This is a genomic window from Limnohabitans sp. MORI2 (genome assembly GCF_027925025.1).
GTDB lineage: Bacteria > Pseudomonadota > Gammaproteobacteria > Burkholderiales > Burkholderiaceae_C > Limnohabitans.
Genome location: NZ_AP027058.1, coordinates 1803370 through 1823249 on the forward strand (window position 1 = coordinate 1803370; position 19880 = coordinate 1823249).

19 protein-coding genes are annotated in these 19880 nt (G+C 55.5%); 4 read left to right on the plus strand and 15 right to left on the minus strand.

The genetic code is table 11. The features are described 5' to 3' along the window. Positions 1–252, plus strand: a complete 252-nt coding sequence (locus QMG27_RS08575) for a VF530 family protein (protein ID WP_281810644.1) — start codon at positions 1–3, stop codon at positions 250–252. A gap of 40 nt (positions 253–292) precedes the next feature. On the opposite strand, the gene QMG27_RS08580 is transcribed toward QMG27_RS08575, so the two are convergent. Continuing rightward, positions 293–961: a DedA family protein gene (locus tag QMG27_RS08580; protein ID WP_281810645.1), complete on the minus strand. Its 669-nt coding sequence runs from the start codon at positions 959–961 to the stop codon at positions 293–295. A 34-nt stretch (positions 962–995) separates the two neighbouring features. Between QMG27_RS08580 and mutL the strand changes: the two genes are divergently transcribed. Genes mutL through miaA form a run of 3 tightly spaced genes read left to right on the plus strand, consistent with a single transcriptional unit; the run spans position 996 to position 5117 of the window. Beyond that, complete coding sequence (gene mutL, locus QMG27_RS08585) at positions 996–2936, plus strand: DNA mismatch repair endonuclease MutL (RefSeq protein ID WP_281810646.1); 1941 nt, start codon at positions 996–998, stop codon at positions 2934–2936. Next, positions 2936–4123, plus strand: a complete 1188-nt coding sequence (locus QMG27_RS08590) for a multidrug effflux MFS transporter (RefSeq protein WP_281810647.1) — start codon at positions 2936–2938, stop codon at positions 4121–4123. The genes mutL and QMG27_RS08590 overlap by 1 nt, the downstream gene beginning before the upstream one ends. Then, positions 4116–5117, plus strand: coding sequence for a tRNA (adenosine(37)-N6)-dimethylallyltransferase MiaA (gene miaA / locus QMG27_RS08595; protein WP_281810648.1), 1002 nt, complete (start codon positions 4116–4118; stop codon positions 5115–5117). Before QMG27_RS08590 ends, miaA begins: the two co-directional genes overlap by 8 nt. On the opposite strand, the gene QMG27_RS08600 is transcribed toward miaA, so the two are convergent. From QMG27_RS08600 to QMG27_RS08665, 14 genes are read right to left on the minus strand one after another with little or no spacing between them, the layout of a single operon-like run. Continuing rightward, on the minus strand, positions 5098–5652 hold the full coding sequence (locus QMG27_RS08600) for a DUF1178 family protein (RefSeq protein ID WP_281810649.1): 555 nt from the start codon (positions 5650–5652) through the stop codon (positions 5098–5100). The two genes, miaA and QMG27_RS08600, sit on opposite strands and share 20 nt — an antisense overlap. Before the next feature lie 25 nt (positions 5653–5677). Further along, positions 5678–6265 (minus strand): NUDIX hydrolase, encoded by a 588-nt coding sequence (locus QMG27_RS08605; RefSeq protein ID WP_281814582.1) that lies wholly within the window; start codon positions 6263–6265, stop codon positions 5678–5680. Positions 6266–6313: 48 nt separating this feature from the next. Next, entirely contained in the window at positions 6314–7801 is a 1488-nt protein-coding gene (gene nuoN, locus QMG27_RS08610; RefSeq protein ID WP_281810650.1) for an NADH-quinone oxidoreductase subunit NuoN, read from the minus strand. 14 nt (positions 7802–7815) lie between these two features. Next, a complete protein-coding gene (locus QMG27_RS08615; RefSeq protein ID WP_281810651.1) occupies positions 7816–9294 on the minus strand; it encodes an NADH-quinone oxidoreductase subunit M in 1479 nt (492 codons plus the stop codon). A gap of 12 nt (positions 9295–9306) precedes the next feature. Further along, the gene (nuoL, locus tag QMG27_RS08620) at positions 9307–11340 is read right to left on the minus strand and encodes an NADH-quinone oxidoreductase subunit L (RefSeq protein WP_281810652.1); all 2034 of its coding nucleotides are present in this window, start codon (positions 11338–11340) and stop codon (positions 9307–9309) included. 6 nt (positions 11341–11346) lie between these two features. Then, positions 11347–11655, minus strand: a complete 309-nt coding sequence (nuoK, locus tag QMG27_RS08625; RefSeq protein WP_104799163.1) for an NADH-quinone oxidoreductase subunit NuoK — start codon at positions 11653–11655, stop codon at positions 11347–11349. Then, a complete protein-coding gene (locus QMG27_RS08630; RefSeq protein WP_281814584.1) occupies positions 11652–12407 on the minus strand; it encodes an NADH-quinone oxidoreductase subunit J in 756 nt (251 codons plus the stop codon). The genes nuoK and QMG27_RS08630 overlap by 4 nt, the downstream gene beginning before the upstream one ends. A gap of 11 nt (positions 12408–12418) precedes the next feature. Further along, positions 12419–12931, minus strand: coding sequence for an NADH-quinone oxidoreductase subunit NuoI (gene nuoI, locus QMG27_RS08635; RefSeq protein ID WP_281810653.1), 513 nt, complete (start codon positions 12929–12931; stop codon positions 12419–12421). Between the two features lie 15 nt (positions 12932–12946). Beyond that, complete coding sequence (gene nuoH, locus QMG27_RS08640; RefSeq protein WP_281810654.1) at positions 12947–14029, minus strand: NADH-quinone oxidoreductase subunit NuoH; 1083 nt, start codon at positions 14027–14029, stop codon at positions 12947–12949. Further along, a complete protein-coding gene (gene nuoG, locus QMG27_RS08645) occupies positions 14029–16125 on the minus strand; it encodes an NADH-quinone oxidoreductase subunit NuoG (RefSeq protein WP_281810655.1) in 2097 nt (698 codons plus the stop codon). Before nuoG ends, nuoH begins: the two co-directional genes overlap by 1 nt. Before the next feature lie 14 nt (positions 16126–16139). Then, the gene (gene nuoF / locus QMG27_RS08650; RefSeq protein WP_281810656.1) at positions 16140–17495 is read right to left on the minus strand and encodes an NADH-quinone oxidoreductase subunit NuoF; all 1356 of its coding nucleotides are present in this window, start codon (positions 17493–17495) and stop codon (positions 16140–16142) included. 2 nt (positions 17496–17497) lie between these two features. Further along, entirely contained in the window at positions 17498–18013 is a 516-nt protein-coding gene (gene nuoE, locus QMG27_RS08655) for an NADH-quinone oxidoreductase subunit NuoE (protein ID WP_281810657.1), read from the minus strand. Next, positions 18010–19263: an NADH-quinone oxidoreductase subunit D gene (locus QMG27_RS08660; protein WP_281810658.1), complete on the minus strand. Its 1254-nt coding sequence runs from the start codon at positions 19261–19263 to the stop codon at positions 18010–18012. The genes nuoE and QMG27_RS08660 overlap by 4 nt, the downstream gene beginning before the upstream one ends. A gap of 2 nt (positions 19264–19265) precedes the next feature. Continuing rightward, positions 19266–19877, minus strand: a complete 612-nt coding sequence (locus QMG27_RS08665) for an NADH-quinone oxidoreductase subunit C (protein WP_281810659.1) — start codon at positions 19875–19877, stop codon at positions 19266–19268. Positions 19878–19880 lie beyond the last annotated feature (3 nt).

Consider the following 19880-nt stretch of genomic DNA (forward strand, 5'->3'; position numbering starts at 1 on the left):
ATGAACGACGCCAACACGCAGCCACGCAACCCTTTGCATGGCAAAACCTTAGAGGCTATCGTCACCGAACTGGCTGATTACTTTGGTTGGGAAGAGTTGGGCGCACGCATCAACATCCGCTGCTTCACGCATGACCCGAGCGTGGGCTCAAGTCTGAAGTTTTTGCGTAAAACACCATGGGCGCGCGACAAGGTGGAGAGCTTGTACTTGTTCATGCTGCGGGACATGCGCCGTGCAGAACAAGGGTTTTAAACCGCCTCGCTTGGCTTAATTACAAACTTCGTGGGACGCGTTATTGCGCAGCAGGCGGCTCGACATTGGCTTGTGAGGCACGCGAGGCTTTCCAAGAACCATAAATGGCCAAAGAACCCGGAATAAAAATCATCGCCCAAATGATTTTGTCCAAATGGGTTTTGACCCACGGAATGTTGCCAAAGAAGTAGCCTGCGGTCACGATGCCGCCTACCCACAACGCACCACCCGTCACGTCAAAGAAAGTGAACTTGCGACGCGTCATCTGCGCCACACCTGCCACAAAGGGCGCAAAGGTCCGCACAAAGGGCATGAAACGGGCGGCGATCAAGGTCACACCGCCGTAGCGCTCGTAAAACGCATGGGCTTGGTCAAAAGCACGGCGGTTGAAAAACTTGGAGTCTTCCCACGCAAACACTTTGGGCCCAAAGAAGCGGCCAATCGTGTAGTTGGTTTGATTACCCGCCACCGCAGCGCTCAGCAACAAGGCAACAGACAAGCCGTAATCCATCAAACCCACACCGCACATGGCGCCCACCACAAACAGCAACGAATCGCCAGGCAAGAACGGCATCACCACCAAACCGGTCTCCACAAAAATGATGAGAAATAGCAAGGCGTACACCCATGTGCCATTGGCTTGCACAAAGGCTTCCAAATAGCGGTCTACGTGGAGGATGAAGTCGATCAAGAAGGTCATAAGTTCCATAAGCAGGATTATCCCCTGCCTCTAAAATGGAACCGTGCACCCTGCGACCCAACCCCCACGCGCCATTCGCGAACTCCCCGATGAACTGATCAGCCAAATCGCCGCTGGCGAGGTGGTCGAACGCCCCGCCTCCGTGGTGCGCGAACTGGTGGACAACGCACTTGATGCGGGCGCAACTCAAATCACCCTGCGCTTGTTAGCAGGTGGTGTACGCCTCATCAGCGTGGAAGACAACGGCGTAGGCATTCCCGCCAGCGAATTACCCGTCGCTTTGAAGCGCCATGCCACCAGCAAGATCACCAACTTGAACGAGTTGGAGTCCGTGGGCACGATGGGCTTTCGCGGCGAGGCATTGGCGGCGATTCAATCGGTGTCTGAGTTGTCGGTGTTGTCGCGCACCGCCACACAAGACAGCGCCATGCTTCTGGACGGCCGCAGCGGTGAGCTGCAACCTGCGGCACGTGCACAAGGCACGACCGTGGAAGTGAAAGAGCTGTTTTACAGCACGCCCGCACGCCGTAAATTTTTAAAGACTGACAACACCGAGCTGGCCCACTGCGTCGAAGCCGTGCGTCGCCACGCCCTCACCCGCCCCGAGGTGGGCTTTGCCATTTGGCACGAAGGCAAGTTGGTCGAGCAGTGGCGTGCGCAAACCATTGACGCCACATCGGGTGAAGACTTGAATGCCCAATACCAAGCCGCACTAGACCGCCGCTTAGCCGATGTGTTGGGCGACGACTTTTTAGAAAATTCAGTCGCCGTGCACTACCAATCGGGCAACGTGACCGTGGTGGGACGCGCTGGCATTCCAGACGCCGCACGCTCACGTGCCGACCACCAGTTCGCCTATGTGAATGGCCGCTATGTGCGTGACAAAGTCATCACGCACGCCGCACGCAGCGCCTATGAAGATGTGCTGCACGGCCACCGCCAACCCATCTATGCGCTGTATGTCGAGATTGATCCCACGCGCGTGGACGTGAACGTGCACCCCACCAAAATTGAAGTACGTTTTCGCGATGGACGCGAAGTGCACCAAGCGGTGCGTCACGCGGTAGAAAACGCTTTGGCTGTGCCACGCGCCAATATGCTGATGGCCAACGCACTGCAAAGCCACGAACTGCCAATGGCAGGGACATTTGGATTGGGTGGCACTGCTAGCGGCACAACGGCTTTGGGTACACCAACATCACCCAGTTGGCCCAACGCCCATTGGCAGCAAGCGCCGATGCCTTTGGCTGGCACGCGTGTGGCGGATGTAGGTGCCCTCTGGCAATCCACACCACGCACAGCTTTGCCCGCTGAAGAACAAGGCGCACAAAGCTTCCCACCCAGCGCTTTCAGCGCAGCCTACACACCCACCTCATCACTACAAGAGGCCGACCCCGAAACATGGCCGCTCGGCAAAGCCATTGCGCAGCTGCATGGTGTGTACATCTTGGCCGAGAACGCGCAAGGCTTGGTGCTGGTCGATATGCACGCCGCACACGAGCGCATCGTCTACGAGCAGCTCAAAACACAAATTGATGCGCAGCGCATCAGCAGCCAACCGCTCTTGATTCCCGCCACCTTCCCTGCCACCGCGCAAGAGGTGGCCACCACCGAAGCTTGTGCTGATGCACTTCAAGAGCTTGGTTTAGAAATCTCTTCGCTCTCCAGCAAAACGCTCGCCGTGCGTGCGGTGCCCAGCACCTTGGCGCAAGGCGATGCGGTGGCGTTGGCACGCAGCGTCTTGGCGGAGTTGAGTCAGCACGATGCCAGCACCGTGGTGCAACGCGCGCGCAACGAGCTTCTAGCCACCATGGCCTGCCACGGCGCAGTGCGTGCAAACCGCAAGCTCACACTCGATGAGATGAACGCCCTACTGCGTCAAATGGAAATCACCGAACGCTCTGATCAATGCAACCACGGTCGCCCCACCTGGCGACAACTGTCGATGCGTGAACTCGACGCGCTGTTTTTGCGCGGCCGCTGATGTCACACACACTCATCATCGTGTTGTTGTCGATGCTCATGGGCATTCAACCTGTGACCACCGATTTGTATCTGCCTGCCTTGCCTGCCATCCGAGCAGAGTTTGGTGCGGAGCTGTCTCAAGTGCAGCTCACTCTCAGCGCTTTGCTGTTGGCCTTTGGCACATCTCAGCTGGCATGGGGCCCCCTGTCAGACCGCTTTGGCCGCCGACCTATTTTGTTGTGGGGTCTCAGCACTTTCACCCTCGCCGGCTTGGGTTGCGTGCTGGCAAGCAGTATGAACGAGTTGATTGTTTGGCGTGCCTTGCAAGGTGCCGCCATGGGCGCTGTGGTGATGTGTGCACGCGCCATCGTGCGAGACCTTTACACCCCTGAAACCGGCGCGAGGGTCATGTCCAAAGCCTTCACAGGTTTGGGTTTATTGGCCTGCATCAGCGCCCCCTTGGGTGGCTTGCTCACCGACTTGTTCAGTTGGCATGCAGCGTTGGCGACGGTGATGGGTTCTGGCGCTTTCGCGCTTGGGTTGGTGTTTCTCACTTTCAAAGAAACCGTGCACCGCAAAAATCCAAATGCCTTGCAGGTGAAGGTGCTCGCAAAAACTTGGTGGCACATTGTGCGTGACCCCACGTTTGTGGCATTCACAGCCGTGTCTACCGCGTCTTATGGGGGCCTCTTTACCTTCTTGGCATCCTCCTCTTTCGTGTTCATTGGTCTGATTGGTTTGACGCGTTGGCAATACGGCTTGCTGTTGTTTTCGATGGCCTTCACGTACATCTTGGGCACTTTATTGTGTCGACGTTGGTTGGTGCGTGTTGGCGTACACCGGACCGTCGCCATAGGCGGCACTTTGAGCTTGCTAGGCGGCTGCGGGCTTTTGCTGGCAGCCTGGTCGGGCTGGGAAACTTGGATTGGTTTGATGGGGCCGTTTTATTTGTTCATCTTGGCGCATGGCATTCATCAGCCTTGCGGACAAAGTGGCGCTGTTGGCCCCTTCCCCAAAGCGGCAGGCGCAGCCTCGGCCTTGGGTGGGTTTTTGATGATGGTGGCAGCCTTTGTCACGGGAGTGTGGCTGGGTGGTGCGAAAGATGGCTCATCTATGCCGATGGCGCAAAGCATTGCATTTTGGTCCGTGTTGACGGCCTTGTCTGCTTGGTTGTTGGTGTTGCGCCGTGGAGGTGCGCGTGTCTAACGAGGTACATCAACCGCAGCGCTGGTCCGTTGACGCCATCGCCTTGGTCGGCCCCACAGCCAGCGGCAAGACAGCTGCGGCATTGGCCATCGCGCAACACTGGCCCGTAGAAATCATCAGTGTGGACTCGGCCTTGGTGTATCGCGGCATGGACATTGGCACGGCCAAACCGACCGCTGACGAACTGGCACAAGTCCCGCACCACTTGATTGACATTCGCGACCCACTGCACGCCTACAGCGCAGCCGAATTTGCGCGCGATGCCACGACGCTGATAGCCGACATTCACGCACGCGGCAAACTGCCACTGCTGGTGGGTGGCACCATGCTCTACCTCAAAGCTTTGCGCGATGGCATTGACGACTTGCCCACCGCACAACCCGAACTGCGTGCAGAGATTGAACAGCAAGCCCTCACTGTGGGTTGGCCAGCCATGCACGCTGAGCTAGCGAAGGTCGACGCAATCACCGCTGCACGCTTGGCACCTAACGATGCACAGCGCATCTCACGCGCCCTTGAGGTGTGGCGCGTGAGTGGCAAAGCGTTGTCGCAATGGTTTGCGGAAGGTGAAGCCACGCGTGCTGCACAACCCGCGTTGAACATGCCCTTGCTGTCACTAGAGCCCCTTGACCGCGCATGGTTGCACCAACGCATCGCGCTGCGCTTTGAGCTCATGCTGGCGGGAGGCTTCTTAGATGAAGTGCAATCCCTGCGTGCACGAGGTGACTTGCACATCGAGTTACCCAGCATTCGTTGCGTGGGCTATCGCCAAGCGTGGGAGTTACTTGATGCGGCTGAGGCAACAGGCGCATCGCCTCAAAGCATCTTGCCGCAGCTACACGAACTCGGTGTGGCCGCCACGCGCCAGCTGGCTAAGCGCCAACTCACGTGGTTGCGTGGCATGGATGAACGCATCGTCATTGCGTGTGATGCACCCGATGCCTTGGCACAAACACTGGCCACGGTTAAGCGGTTTACTGCAGCGGCTCTTTGAGCGCGTCAGGCAGTGGCAAAGGCATGACGGCAATGCCTTCGTCCATCAATTCTTCAGTTTCTTCGGGCGTCGCATGGCCGCGAATATTGCGCGCCTCCGTTTCGCCGTAGTGCATCTTGCGGGCTTCCTCGGGAAAGCTGTCGCCCACATCTTCGGTGTTGGCGACAACATGGCGCACCATTTTGAGCAAAGCAGCTTGGAGCTGCGCCGGCTCTAAGTTCGCCACCTCTTGCAAGCTCGGCAATGCGGGCGCAGCTGTACTGAGCGCTGCAGCATCGCTTGTCGTGTCAGTTGTTGACAGTGGTGTTGAGGCCGTGCCGTTTGAAGACGCGGCGTGGGCTTGAGATGCATCGCGCTCACCACGCGCCGTGTGCAAGTTCAAACGTGGGGCGCTGAGCTTTTTGCTCACGCTCGCATCACCGCACATCGGGCATGTGAGCAGCCCACGCGTGAGCTGGCTTTGGAAGTCCTCTTCGGAACCAAACCAGCCTTCAAACACATGGCTGTGACTACACTGAAGGTCTAACACTTTCATGCTTCGAATTATCCCGTAGCTTGCCTCAGACGCGTTGCCATTGCAGTGGCCACGCACCACTCAGGTAGTTTTGCAACCACAGCAAACCCGTCAGGGTTTTGGCATCGGTCAGTTGACCATCGCGCGACCACGCCAACAACTCGTCCGCGCTGGCATCGAACACATCCAAGAATTCGCCCTCGTCTAAATGACGTTCGCCTTGCGTCAAGCCACGCGCAAACCAAATGTCGATGAACTCGGTGGAATAGCTGATGACAGGGTGCAACACACCCGCATGCGCCCATTCAGTGGCGCGGTAGCCTGTTTCTTCTAGCAATTCACGCTGGGCACATGCCAATCGATCCTCACCGGGATCAAGCTTGCCCGCAGGAAACTCAATCATCACCTGTTGCACTGGGTAGCGGTATTGGCGCTCCATCACCAAACGGCCATCGTCATGCATGGCAATGATCATCACCGCGCCCGGATGAATCACAAATTCGCGCGTCGCCGTGTCGCCGCTGGGCAAGCGCACGGTGTCTCGAAAGGCGTGCAAGAAGTGGCCTTTGAGCAGCTCAACATGGTCTAGCGTGTGCTCGACCAAATGGTCATCAGAAGTGGGGTTCATAGTCATCATGAAAAAAGCCAGCTCGAAAGCTGGCTTTGTAAAGTTCGCAAGGGCTTAAGTACCCAGCGTGGTCACGATGGCTTTGGCGCACAAGGCCATCAAGCCACCGGGCAAGATACCCAAGATCAGAATCAAGGCACCGTTGAGGCTCAAAACCACGCGCACATCGTTACCTGCAGACACGGTGGTGGCCGTGATGGGAGCGTCAAAGTACATGACCTTGACGATGCGCAAGTAGTAGAACGCGCCAATCAACGACATCATCACAGCGAAGATGGCCAAAGCAATTGCGCCTGTTTGACCAGAAGCGATCAAGGCTTGCAACACCGACAGTTTGGCGTAGAAGCCGACCAGCGGAGGCACGCCTGCCAGCGAGAACATACACGCGGCCATCACACCTGCGTACAGCGGGCTGCGTTGGTTCAAACCAGCAAGGTCAGCAATTTCTTCACTCTCAAAGCCTTCACGCGCCAACAACAAGATGATGCCGAAGGTGGCCAAGGTAGTCATCACGTAGGTGATGACGTAGAACATGGATGAGCTGTAGGCATTGGCAGCGGCAGCGGTGTTGCCGTTGACCACACCCGAGAGCAAACCGATCAACACAAAACCCATTTGGGCGATGGTCGAGAAAGCCAACATGCGCTTGAGGTTGTTTTGCGCCACGGCAGCCAAGTTACCAATCAACAACGAAGCGACAGCCAAGACCATCAACATTTGCTGCCAGTCCACGGCCAAGGGCAACAAGCCCTCCACCAACAAACGGATGGTCATGGCAAATGCGGCCAACTTAGGTGCGCCACCAATCATCAAGGTGATGGCTGTAGGTGCACCTTGGTACACATCAGGGATCCACATGTGGAATGGCACCACACCGAATTTGAATGCCAAGCCGCAGACCACGAAGACCAAGCCCAACACCAACACTTGGTGCTTGATTTGGCCAGAGGCCACAGCCTTGAACACGGTGCTGATGTCCAGTGAACCTGTAGCGCCGTACAACATGGACAAGCCATAGAGCAAGAAGCCGCTGGCCATCGCGCCCAACACAAAGTATTTCATCGCAGCTTCGCTGGCCACAGCGCTGTCGCGGCGCAAGGCCACCATGGCGTAGCTAGACAAAGTCAGCAATTCCAAGCCGAGGTACAAAACGAGGAAGTTGTTGCCCGAGATCATGACGAACATGCCCAGCAAAGCAAACAAACCCAAGGTGAATAACTCACCACCGCGCAACATGTCGCGCTCAGCCGCATAAGGACGGCCATAGACCAAAGTGACCATCACAGCCAAAGCCGAGAAGCACTTGAGCCAGCTGCCCATGGCGTCAGAGACGACCATGTTGCCAAAGCTATAGACCGTTTGACCTTGTGTTGCAGAGACAGCTTCCATGTACGCGACCACACCAATGGTGAGGAGCGACAAGGCATACGTGGTGGTGCGACGTGGGCACTTGACGAACAAGTCCACCATCGCAATGACGATGGCCATGACAGCCAACACCATTTCGGGATAAACCGCAGCGATGCTCAGTTTTTCAAACATTTTTCAATCCCTCTTTATTGGGGCAATTTGGAGATGGCCACGTGCTTGAGCAAGTCAGCCACAGACACATCCATCACATCGGTGAATGGCTTGGGGAAGATACCCATGGCCAACACAGCGATTGCCAACAAGGCCATCATCAAGAACTCGCGGCTGTTGATGTCGTCCAACTCTTTCACGTGGTCATTGCCGACGGGGCCGAGGTACACGCGCTTGATCATCCACAAGGTGTAAGCCGCGCCGAAGATCAAGGCTGAGGCGGCTGCAAAGCCCACCCAGAAGTTGTACTTGATCGCACCCAAGATGACCATCCACTCGCCCACGAAACCTGCCGTACCTGGCAAGCCGCAATTGGCCATACCAAACAACAAAGCAAAAGCAGCGAACTTGGGCATAGTGTTGACCACGCCACCGTAAGCAGCGATTTCACGTGAGTGCACGCGGTCGTACAACACGCCAATCGACAAGAACATGGCGGCAGATACAAAGCCGTGGGCAATCATTTGCACCACCGCACCAGACACACCGATGTCGTTGAAGATGAAGAAGCCCAAGGTCACGAAGCCCATGTGAGCGACTGATGAATAAGCCACCAGCTTTTTCATGTCTTCTTGCACCATGGCCACCAAGCCCACGTAGACCACAGCCACGAGCGACAGAGCAATCATGAGCCATGCGTATTCATGTGCAGCATCAGGTGCGATGGGCATGGAGAAGCGCAAGAAGCCATAAGCACCGAGCTTCAACATGATCGCGGCCAGCACTGCAGAGCCACCGGTAGGCGCTTCCACGTGCACGTCTGGCAACCATGTGTGCACTGGCCACATGGGCACCTTCACCGCAAAGGCAGCGAAGAAGGCAAAGAACAACAAGGTTTGTGCAGACATTGGCAATGGCAGTTTGTGCCAAGTGGCCAAGTCAAAGCTGCCACCGGATTGGGTGTACAGATAGATCAAGGCGATCAACATCAACAAAGAACCCAACAGCGTGTACAAGAAGAACTTGAACGCAGCGTAGATTTTGTTAGGACCACCCCACACACCGATGATGAGGTACATCGGAATCAGCGTGGCTTCAAAGAACACATAGAACAGCATGCCGTCAGCTGCGGCAAACACGCCGATCATCAAGCCGCTCAAGATCAAGAACGCGCCCATGTATTGGTTCACACGCTCGGTGATCACTTCCCAACCAGCGATCACAACGATCACGGTGATGAAAGCCGTCAACAACACGAACCACAAGGACAAACCGTCCACACCGAGGTGGTAGAACACATTGAAGCGCTCGATCCACATCGACTTTTCAACAAATTGCAGCGCTGACGTAGAGACATCGAAGTTGTTGAACAAAGGCAATGTGACAGCCAAGCTGACCACAGAACCGATCAACGCGATCCAACGCACAACCTTTGCATGTTCGTCACGCCCAAAGGCGAGCAAGATGACACCAAACACAATGGGTGTCCAAATGGCAAGGCTCAATAAACCCATTTTTTATTCTCCTTATTTGAGCCAGACGAACCAAGTCATCAGCAAGAACACACCCAGGATCATGGCCAAGGCGTAGTGGTAGAGGTAGCCAGTTTGCAACTGACGTGTCAGTGAGGACACGCAACCCACCAATTTCCAAGAAGCGTTTACCACACCACCTTCGATGATGGTTTGGTCGCCGCCCTTCCACAAACCGGTACCCAAAGCGCGAGCACCACGGGCCAACACGTTTTCGTTGAACCAATCCATGTAGTACTTGTTCTCAAACAAAACATAGATGGGGTTGAACGCACGTTTGATCGCCGCAGGCACAGCTGGGTTGATCATGTACATGTAGTAAGACGTCACCACACCAGCCAGAGCCAACCAGAATGGGGCTGTGTTGAAGGCGTGCATGGCCATGGCCACAGCGCCGTGGTACTCGTGTGACAACTCGTGCATCACAGGATGCTTGTCAGCGTTGATGAAGATGGCATCGCTGAAGAACTCACCAAACAACAGTGGGTCGATGGTGTAGAAACCAATCAGCACAGAAGGAATGGCGAGCAAGACCAAAGGCACCGTCACCACCCATGGGGACTCATGTGGACCGTGGTCGTGACCATGATCGCCATGATGGTCGTCATGTGCGTGGTGGTCATCGTGATGCGCATCAGGGTTTTGGTCGTAACGCTCTTCGCCGTGGAACACGAGGAAATACATGCGGAACGAGTAGAACGCTGTCACAAACACACCGGCCAACACTGCGAAGTGGGCAAAGCCAGCACCAGGCAAGGTGCTTTCAGCCACAGCTTCAATGATGCTGTCTTTGGAATAGAAGCCAGAGAAGAACGGTGTACCGATCAAAGCCAGCGAACCCAACAAGGATGTGATCCAAGTGATGGGCATGTACTTGCGCACGCCGCCCATCCAGCGGATGTCTTGGTTGTGGTGCATACCCATGATGACGGAACCGGCACCAAGGAACAGCAGCGCTTTGAAGAACGCGTGGGTCATCAAGTGGAACACGGCCACAGAGTAAGCCGATGCGCCCAAGGCCACCGTCATGTAACCGAGTTGAGACAGTGTGGAATAAGCCACCACGCGCTTGATGTCGTTTTGGATCAGGCCCAAGAAACCCATGAACAAGGCTGTGATGGCACCGATCACCAAGATGAAGTTCAGCGCAGTGTCTGACAACTCAAACAATGGCGACATGCGGGTGACCATGAAGATACCAGCGGTCACCATGGTCGCTGCGTGAATCAACGCAGAGATCGGAGTTGGACCTTCCATCGAGTCAGGCAACCACACGTGCAGTGGGAACTGAGCCGACTTGCCCATCGCGCCGATGAACAAGCAGATACAAATCACCGTCACCAGCATCCAGTCGGTGCCAGGGAATGTGAGTGCGCCCAGTTCAGCAGCTTTGGCAAACGCTTCGGTGTAGTTCAACGTGCCGCCGTAGGCCGCGATCAAACCGATACCCAAGATGAAACCGAAGTCACCCACGCGGTTGACCAAGAAGGCTTTCATGTTCGCGAAGATCGCGGTGGGTTTGTTGAACCAGAAACCGATCAACAGGTAAGACACCAAGCCCACAGCTTCCCAACCGAAGAACAGTTGGAGCATGTTGTTGCTCATGACGAGCATCAACATAGAGAAGGTGAACAAAGAGATGTATGAGAAGAAGCGGTTGTAGCCTTCGTCTTCTTCCATGTAGCCAATGGTGTAGAGGTGAACCATCAATGACACAAAGGTCACGACGCACATCATCATCGCCGTCAGCCCATCGACCATGAAGCCGATTTCCATTTTGAGATCGCCCACCACCATCCAGGTGTAGAGGGTTTCGTTGAAACGCGCGCCGTCCAAGGCCACGCTTTGCAGCGTCATGGCAGACAACACGAAGGCGATGAACACGCCCAGGATGGTGAGTGAGTGGGTCAAGCCGCGGCCAATTTTGTTACCGCCAAAGCGCGTACCAAAAATACCAGCCAAAGCCGAGCCCACCAGCGGTGCCAATGGCACTGCCAACAATGTAGAAGCTTGCAGGGTTTGTGACATGATGAATTAACCCTTGAGCGTGTTGAGTTCATCCACGTTGATGCTGGACTTGTTGCGGAACAACTGCACCAGAATCGCCAAGCCGATGGCAGATTCAGCAGCCGCCACGGTCAAGATGAAGAAAACAAAGATTTGGCCGTTCAAGTCACCCAAGTAGTGTGAGAACGCCACGAAGTTCATGTTGACCGCTAGCAACATCAATTCAATCGCCATCAACAAGACGATCAAGTTTTTACGGTTCAAGAAGATGCCGATCACAGAGAGTGCGAACAAAATCGCTCCCAGCGTGAGGTAGTGGCCTAAGGTGATGCTCATGCTTGGGTCTCCTCTGCGGCTGGTGCTGCAGGTGCGGGCTTGACCGCATCCATCTTCACCAGTTCCACACGGTCACGGGCCTTGACGCGCACTTGGTCGCCCGCATTTTGGAATTTGCTGTCTTTGCGTGCACGCAAGGTCAAAGCGATGGCAGCAATCAAGCCCACCAACAAAATCAACGCAGCGACTTGCACGGGGTAGAGGTACTCGGTGTAGAGCAACACACCCAAGGCTTTGGTGTTGGAGGGTTGCGCCACCACCATGTGGCCCACATCGGCCGCAGACGCTGTGCTCAATGCAGCAGAAGCGGCATCGACAGCAGCCGAAGCCACATCAACAGGCGCCACCGCAGTAACGGCCGCTGGAGAGATGACTTGAGCCGTCAGTTGTTTTTGGGGTTCGCTGATGCGGAAACCGCCCAACAAAACGCCTGCCAGTTCGAGGGCAACCACCGCACCCACAGTCGCTGCGAGTGGGAAGTGCTTCCAAAAACCTTGGCGAATGCTGTCGATGTTGATGTCGAGCATCATCACCACAAACAAGAACAAGACCATCACTGCGCCCACATACACGAGTACGAGCGCGATAGAGAGGAATTCTGCTTTGAGCAACATCCAAATACCCGAGGCTTGGAAGAAAGCCAAGACCAGGTACAGCGCGGCGTGCACTGGGTTACGCGCCGTGATGACGCGGAATGACGCAAACAGCATGACTGCTGAGAACGCGTAAAAAAGAGCCGATTGAACGTCCATCATGAAATCTTTCAACGGTATTTGGCGTCAGCTGCTTTGTTGGCAGCGATTTCGGGTTCGTAGCGGTCGCCCACTGCCAACAACATTTCTTTGGTGAAGTACAGGTCACCGCGTTTTTCGCCGTGGTACTCAAAGATGTGTGTTTCAACGATCGAATCAACGGGGCAGCTCTCTTCGCAGAAGCCACAGAAGATGCACTTGGTCAAGTCGATGTCGTAGCGTGTAGTACGGCGGCTGCCGTCTGCGCGCTGGTCTGATTCGATGGTGATCGCCATTGCAGGGCACACAGCTTCACAGAGTTTGCACGCAATGCAACGCTCTTCGCCGTTTTCATAACGACGCAAAGCATGCAGGCCGCGGAAGCGAGGCGACAAAGGTGTCTTCTCTTCCGGGAACTGAATGGTGATGCTGCGCGAGAACATGTATTTGCCGGTGAGGGCCATGCCTTTGAACAGCTCGAGCAACAAGAAGCTCGACAAAAAGTCGCGCAACGAGAAAGGAGCGGATTGTGTAGTTGTTGTCATGGTGTATTTCCGGCCTTAGTTCCAGATATTCCAAGGTGTTTGAATCCAAACACCCACCACCAACAACCAAATCAAGGTGATTGGAATGAAGATCTTCCAACCCAAACGCATGATTTGGTCATAGCGATAGCGTGGGAACGTGGCACGCACCCACAAGAACATGGTCACGACCACAAAGGTCTTGATGCCAAGCCAAATCCAACCGGGAATCATGTTGAACAAGGCGTTGTCCACAGGAGACAACCAGCCGCCCAAGAACATGATGACGCTCAGCATAGAGACCAAGATCATGTTGGCGTATTCGGCCAAGAAGAACATGGCGAAAGACATGCCCGAGTATTCGATCATGTGGCCAGCCACGATTTCAGATTCACCTTCCACCACGTCAAAGGGGTGACGGTTGGTTTCAGCCAAACCAGAGATGAAGTAAATCAAGAACACGGGGAACAAAGGCAACCAGTTCCATGACAAGAAGCCCAAACCCTTGTCAGCCATCATGCCCTTGGCTTGGCTCATGACGATGTCGGTCATGTTCAAGCTGTTACAAGTCATCAAGACGATCACGAAGCAGAAACCCATCGCGATTTCGTAGCTCACCATTTGAGCCGAGGCACGCATCGCACCAATGAACGCGTACTTGGAGTTAGAGGCCCAACCCGCGATGATGACGCCATACACCTCAAGTGACGTGATGGCCATCAAGAACAGCAAGCCTGCGTTGACGTTGGCCAAAGCCACGTCAGGACCAAATGGAATCACGGCCCAGGCAGCCAAGGCTGGCATGATGGTCATGATCGGCCCCAAGAAGAACAAGCTAGTAGTAGCTTGAGTTGGGATGATGATTTCTTTGGTGAGCAACTTCAGCGCGTCAGCGATAGGTTGCAACAAACCACCCGGGCCAGTGCGGTTGGGACCTTTACGGATTTGGGTGTAGCCAATCGCTTTGCGTTCCCACAAAGTCAAGTAAGCCACGCAACCGAGCAAAGGCAACAGCACAGCGACGATTTTGAGCAAAGCCCAGAGTACGGGCCAAGCCAGTGTGGTCCACCACACATCGGGCAACAAGCCGAAGCCTGCGTTGTAAATGTTTTCAACCATCACAGGCCTCCCTTCGCATCAGCCGTGAGTTGCAGCGATGGCGCGCGACGCACCAAGCTGTCGAGTTGGTAAATCGCCGCAGTGGCAGGCTGACCTGCTGCAGGGCTCACGTCCACTTGTGCCGTGCAGGCGTTGGACAACAAAGCTTGCACATCAGCAGGGATCGCTTGTGCACGCACCTCTTCGATCGTCTCGAATTCGAAGCCTGGCACATGGAGCATAGAGCCCAACACGCGCAAGACTTTCCATGCAGGACGTGTCTCGCCCAAAGGCTTGACCACACCGTGGAAACTTTGTGCGCGACCTTCTGTGTTGATGAACGTGCCCGCAGTTTCAGTGAAAGGCGAGATGGGCAACAGCACATCGCTGATGTCCATATTGGCCTTGAAGGGCGACAAGGTGACGACCATTTCGGCTTGACCGATGGCTTGTGCAGCAGCTGCGCCGTTGGCAGCGTCAAAGGCGGGTTCAGTGTTGAGCAACACCACGGCCTTCAAACCACCTGCCAACATTTGGCCTGCATTTTGACCGCCCGCTTTTGGCAAGGCACCCACCACTTGCGCACCCACTGTGTTAGCGGCTTCGCCGAGGTAACCCACGGTGGCGCCGGTTTGTGCACCAATCCAATTGGCCAAGCTGAGCAAGCTCGATGCTTTGGCGTGGTGCGCCGCTGCGTTACCCAACAAAATGGCTTTGCGCTCACCGCCCGTCAATGACTTGGCGATGGCTTGTGCTTCTGCGCTGTTGGCATTGCCTGCCACAGGAGCCGCAGCACCGGTGATAGCGCCCACAGCCGCGGCGATGTCAGCCAAGGCTTGCACCCAGTTGGCGGCATCAGCCACCAAGGTGTTGGCCACTGGCATGGCCCAGTCGTAAGCTTGTGCGTTCAAGGCGTTGACCTTGCCACCGTTGCGCACAGCTTGGCGCAGACGTTGGGCCAACAAAGGTTGGTCTTTGCGGATGTTGCCGCCAATCACCAACGCACGTTGCAGCGTGGTGAGTGAAGCCACCGAGGTACCCAACCAACGGGCTTTGCCATCAGTTTGAAAGTCTGCAGCGCGCAAACGTGTGTCGATGTTTTGGCTACCCAGACCACGGGTCAGGTTAGCAGCCAAGAACAATTCTTCAGCGGTGCTGTGTGGGCTGGCCAAAGTGCCGATGGCTTGAGGGCCGTGCTGGGCTTTGACGCCTTGCAAGCCGTTGGCCACGTATTCAAGGGCTGTTTGCCAATCGACTTCTTTCCACTCGCCGCCCTGCTTGAGCATGGGCTTGGTCAAGCGGTCTGCGCTGTCCAAAGCCTCGTAGCTGAAACGGTCACGGTCAGCAATCCAGCATTCGTTGACGTCTTCGTTTTCCAAAGGCACAACGCGCATGACTTTGTTGTTCTTGACTTGAACGATCAGGTTGGCACCGGTGGCATCGTGTGGGCTGACCGATTTGCGACGGCTCAATTCCCAAGTACGTGCGCTGTAACGGAATGGCTTGCTGGTCAACGCACCCACGGGGCAGATGTCGATCATGTTGCCAGACAACTCGGAGTCGACCGATTGACCCACAAAGGTTTCAATCTGCGCATGTTCACCACGGTGGGACATGCCCAATTCCATGATGCCTGCCACTTCTTGACCAAAGCGTACGCAACGTGTGCATTGGATACAGCGGCTCATCTCTTGCATGCTCACCAAAGGACCGACGTCCTTGGGGTTGACCACACGTTTTTCTTCTTCGTAACGTGACGTGGTGCCGCCGTAGCCCACCGCCAAGTCTTGCAACTGGCACTCACCGCCTTGGTCGCAAATCGGGCAATCGAGTGGGTGGTTGATGAGCAAGAACTCCATCACCGACTGTTGGGCCTTGATGGCGCGTTCGCTCTTGGTGCGAACCACCATGCCTTGCGTCACGGGCGTGGCGCATGCAGGCATGGGCTTGGGAGCTTTTTCCACATCGACCAAGCACATGCGGCAGTTGGCCGCAATGCTGAGTTTCTTGTGATAGCAGAAATGCGGAATGTAAGTACCGGCCTTTTCAGCTGCATGCATGACCATGCAGCCTTCTTGGACCTCTACCTTTTTACCGTCGAGTTCAATTTCAATCATGGCACTTATCCGTGTCAAACGTAGGCAGAGACCACGCAGGTCTTGTGCTGGATGTGGTGTTCAAATTCGTGGCGGAAGTGCTTGATCATGCCGCGCACGGGCATGGCGGCTGCATCACCGAGCGCGCAAATCGTGCGACCCATGATGTTTTCAGCCACGTTATCCAACAAAGCCAAGTCGCTTTCGCGGCCTTCACCGCGCTCGATGCGGTCGACCATGCGCCACAACCAACCTGTACCTTCGCGGCAAGGTGTGCATTGGCCACATGACTCGTGCATGTAGAAATAGCTCAAACGCTGTAAGCTCTTGACCATGCAACGGCTGTCGTCCATCACGATCACAGCACCCGAACCCAACATCGAACCGCCCTCTTTGGCGATGCTGTCGTAGTCCATGGTCAGGGTCATCATCAAGTCGCCAGGGATGACAGGCGAAGATGACCCACCAGGAATCACCGCCTTGAGCTTGCGACCTTTGCGCACGCCACCGGCCAACTCCAACAGTTTGGAGAACGGTGTGCCCATGGGGATTTCGTAGTTACCGGGACGCTCGACATCACCGCTGACCGAGAAGATCTTGGTGCCGCCGTTGTTGGGCTTGCCGCATTCGAGGTAAGCCTGACCACCGTTGTTGATGATCCATGGCACCGCCGCGAATGTTTCGGTGTTGTTGATGGTGGTGGGCTTGCCGTACAAACCAAAGCTCGCGGGGAACGGTGGCTTGAAACGGGGCTGACCCTTTTTGCCTTCGAGCGATTCGAGCAACGCGGTTTCTTCGCCACAGATGTAAGCGCCAAAACCGTGGGCGGCGTGCAGCTGGAAGCTGAACGTAGAACCCAAGATGTTGTCACCCAAGAAACCAGCTGCGCGGGCTTCTTCGAGGGCAGCTTCAAAACGTTCGTAGGTTTGGAAAATTTCGCCGTGGATGTAGTTGTAGCCCACGCTGATGCCCATGGCATACGCGGCGATGGCCATACCCTCAATCACGATGTGGGGGTTGTGTTGCAAGATTTCACGATCTTTGCAAGTACCGGGCTCGCCCTCGTCCGAGTTACACACCAAATATTTTTGGCCTGGGAACTGGCGAGGCATGAAGCTCCACTTCAAACCGGTGGGAAAGCCCGCACCGCCACGACCACGCAAACCGGATTCTTTGACCACGGCAATGACTTCATCTTGTGTCATGCCTGTGGTCAAGATCTTGCGCAGGGCTTGGTAGCCACCACGTGCTTGGTAGTCGGCGATCGACCAGTTGTTGCCATTCAAGCCCGCCAAAATTTGGGGACCGATATGGCGGTCGTGGAAGCAAGTGTCAGCGCCAGATGAACGGAACTGAGCCAATACGTCGAGTGCTTTTTGTGAAGTCGTCATGCTTATTCCTTCACCGCACGCAAGTCGTCGACCAATTTGTCGAGCTTGTCGTCGCTCATAAAGCTGCACATGGTGCGGTCGTTGACCAAGAGCACAGGTGCATCGGCGCAAGCGCCCATGCATTCGCCGGGTTGCAAGGTGAACAAGCCATCAGGCGTAGTGCCGCCGACTTCGATACCCAGCTTCTTGGCCATGTGCAACAAAGCGCCCTGCCCGTTGCGCAATTGGCAAGGCAGGTTGGTACACACGTTGATCTTGAACTTGCCAACGGGTTGTTGGTTGTACATGTTGTAGAAGGTGGTCACTTCGTGCACAGCCATGGGGGCCATGCCGAGCAACTCAGCAATCACGCGCTCGCTCTCGGCGCTAACAAAGCCCTGCTCTTGCTGCGCAATCGACAAGCAAGCCATGACGGCAGATTGCTTCTGATCGTCTGGGTATTTAGCGACTTCACGCGCAAAACGCGCGTGCGCCTCGGCCGACAGCGGTGCGCTGTGGTGGGTGTTTACAGAACTCATCGGTCAATTTCCCCGAACACAATGTCCATGGTGCCAATCACCGCGACGGTGTCAGCGATCATGTGGCCACGCGCCATTTCATCCATGGCTGCCAAGTGGGCAAAGCCAGGTGCGCGAATCTTCATACGGTAGGGCTTGTTGGCACCATCGCTCACGAGGTAGATACCAAACTCACCTTTGGGATGCTCAACGGCGGCATACGCTTCGCCTTCGGGCACGTGGAAACCTTCTGTGAAGAGTTTGAAGTGGTGAATCAGCTCTTCCATGTTGGACTTCATGCCTTCACGGCTGGGCGAAGCCACCTTGTGGTTGTCAGTGATGACAGGGCCAGGGTTGGCACGCAACCAGTCCACACATTGCTTGATGATGCGGTTGGACTGACGCAACTCTTCGACGCGCACCAAATAGCGGTCGTAGCAGTCGCCGGTTTTGCCCACTGGAATATCGAAGTCCATGCGGTCATAGACGTCGTAAGGCTGGTGCTTGCGCAAGTCCCAAGCGATGCCTGAGCCACGCAACATAGCGCCTGAGAAACCGAGGTTTTTCGCACGCTCTGGAGTAACCACACCGATACCCACGGTACGTTGTTTCCAAATACGGTTATCAGTCAACAGCGTTTCATACTCGTCGACCAACTTGGGGAAGCGTTGCGTGAAGTCGTCGATGAAATCGAGCAAAGAACCTTGGCGGTTTTCGTTCAAACGCGCCACAGACTTGGCGTTGCGCACTTTGCTGGCCTTGTACTGAGGCATGCTGTCTGGCAAGTCGCGGTACACGCCGCCTGGACGGAAGTAAGCCGCGTGCATACGAGCACCAGAGACCGCTTCGTACATGTCGAACAAGTCTTCACGCTCACGGAAGCAGTAAATCAAGATGTTCATCGCGCCGCAGTCAAAACCGTGGCAACCCAACCACAACAAGTGGTTGAGCAAACGCGTGATTTCGGAATACATCACGCGGATGTACTGCGCGCGCTCTGGCACTTCAATGCCCATCATTTTTTCGATGGCCAAGCAGTAAGCGTGCTCGTTACACATCATGGACACGTAGTCAAGACGGTCCATGTACGGCAACGATTGAATGTAGGTTTTGCTCTCGGCCAGTTTTTCGGTGGCGCGGTGCAACAAGCCGATGTGTGGATCAGCGCGTTGGACCACTTCGCCGTCGAGTTCCAACACCAAACGCAGCACACCGTGTGCTGCAGGATGTTGAGGGCCCAAGTTCAGGGTGTAGTTCTTGATATCAGCCATGGTCAGTGCGTACCGCCGTAGTTGTCTTCACGAATGATGCGCGGCGTGATTTCGCGCGGCTCGATGGTGACGGGTTGGTACACCACACGTTTTTGCTCGGCGTCGTAACGCATTTCCACGTGACCCGAGGTTGGGAAATCTTTACGGAAAGGGTGGCCCACAAAGCCGTAATCGGTCAACAAGCGACGCAAGTCGAGGTGACCTTCGAACACGATGCCGAACAAGTCAAACGCTTCGCGCTCGAACCAGTTGGCCGAGTTCCACAAGTCATTGACAGAAGCAACCACTGGCAGGTCGTCGTTCACAGCAAATACACGCACGCGCAGGCGCCAGTTATGGCTCACCGACAACAGGTGACTCACCACGGCATAGCGTGGGCCATCCGTAAATTTGGAATGGGCGCCGTCCTTGTAACCTGAGTAGTCCAGACCACACAGGTCCATCAACTGCTCAAAACCCAAACGCGAATCGTCGCGCAAGGTTTGGCAAACACCGTGGTAATCGGCAGCAGAGACCGTCAAGGTCAATTCGCCCAAAGCGGATTCGAGAAGCTTGATTTTGCTGCCCAGCACATCGTGCAAGGCCGCTTCAAGCGTTTGAATGGAATGACTCATCTG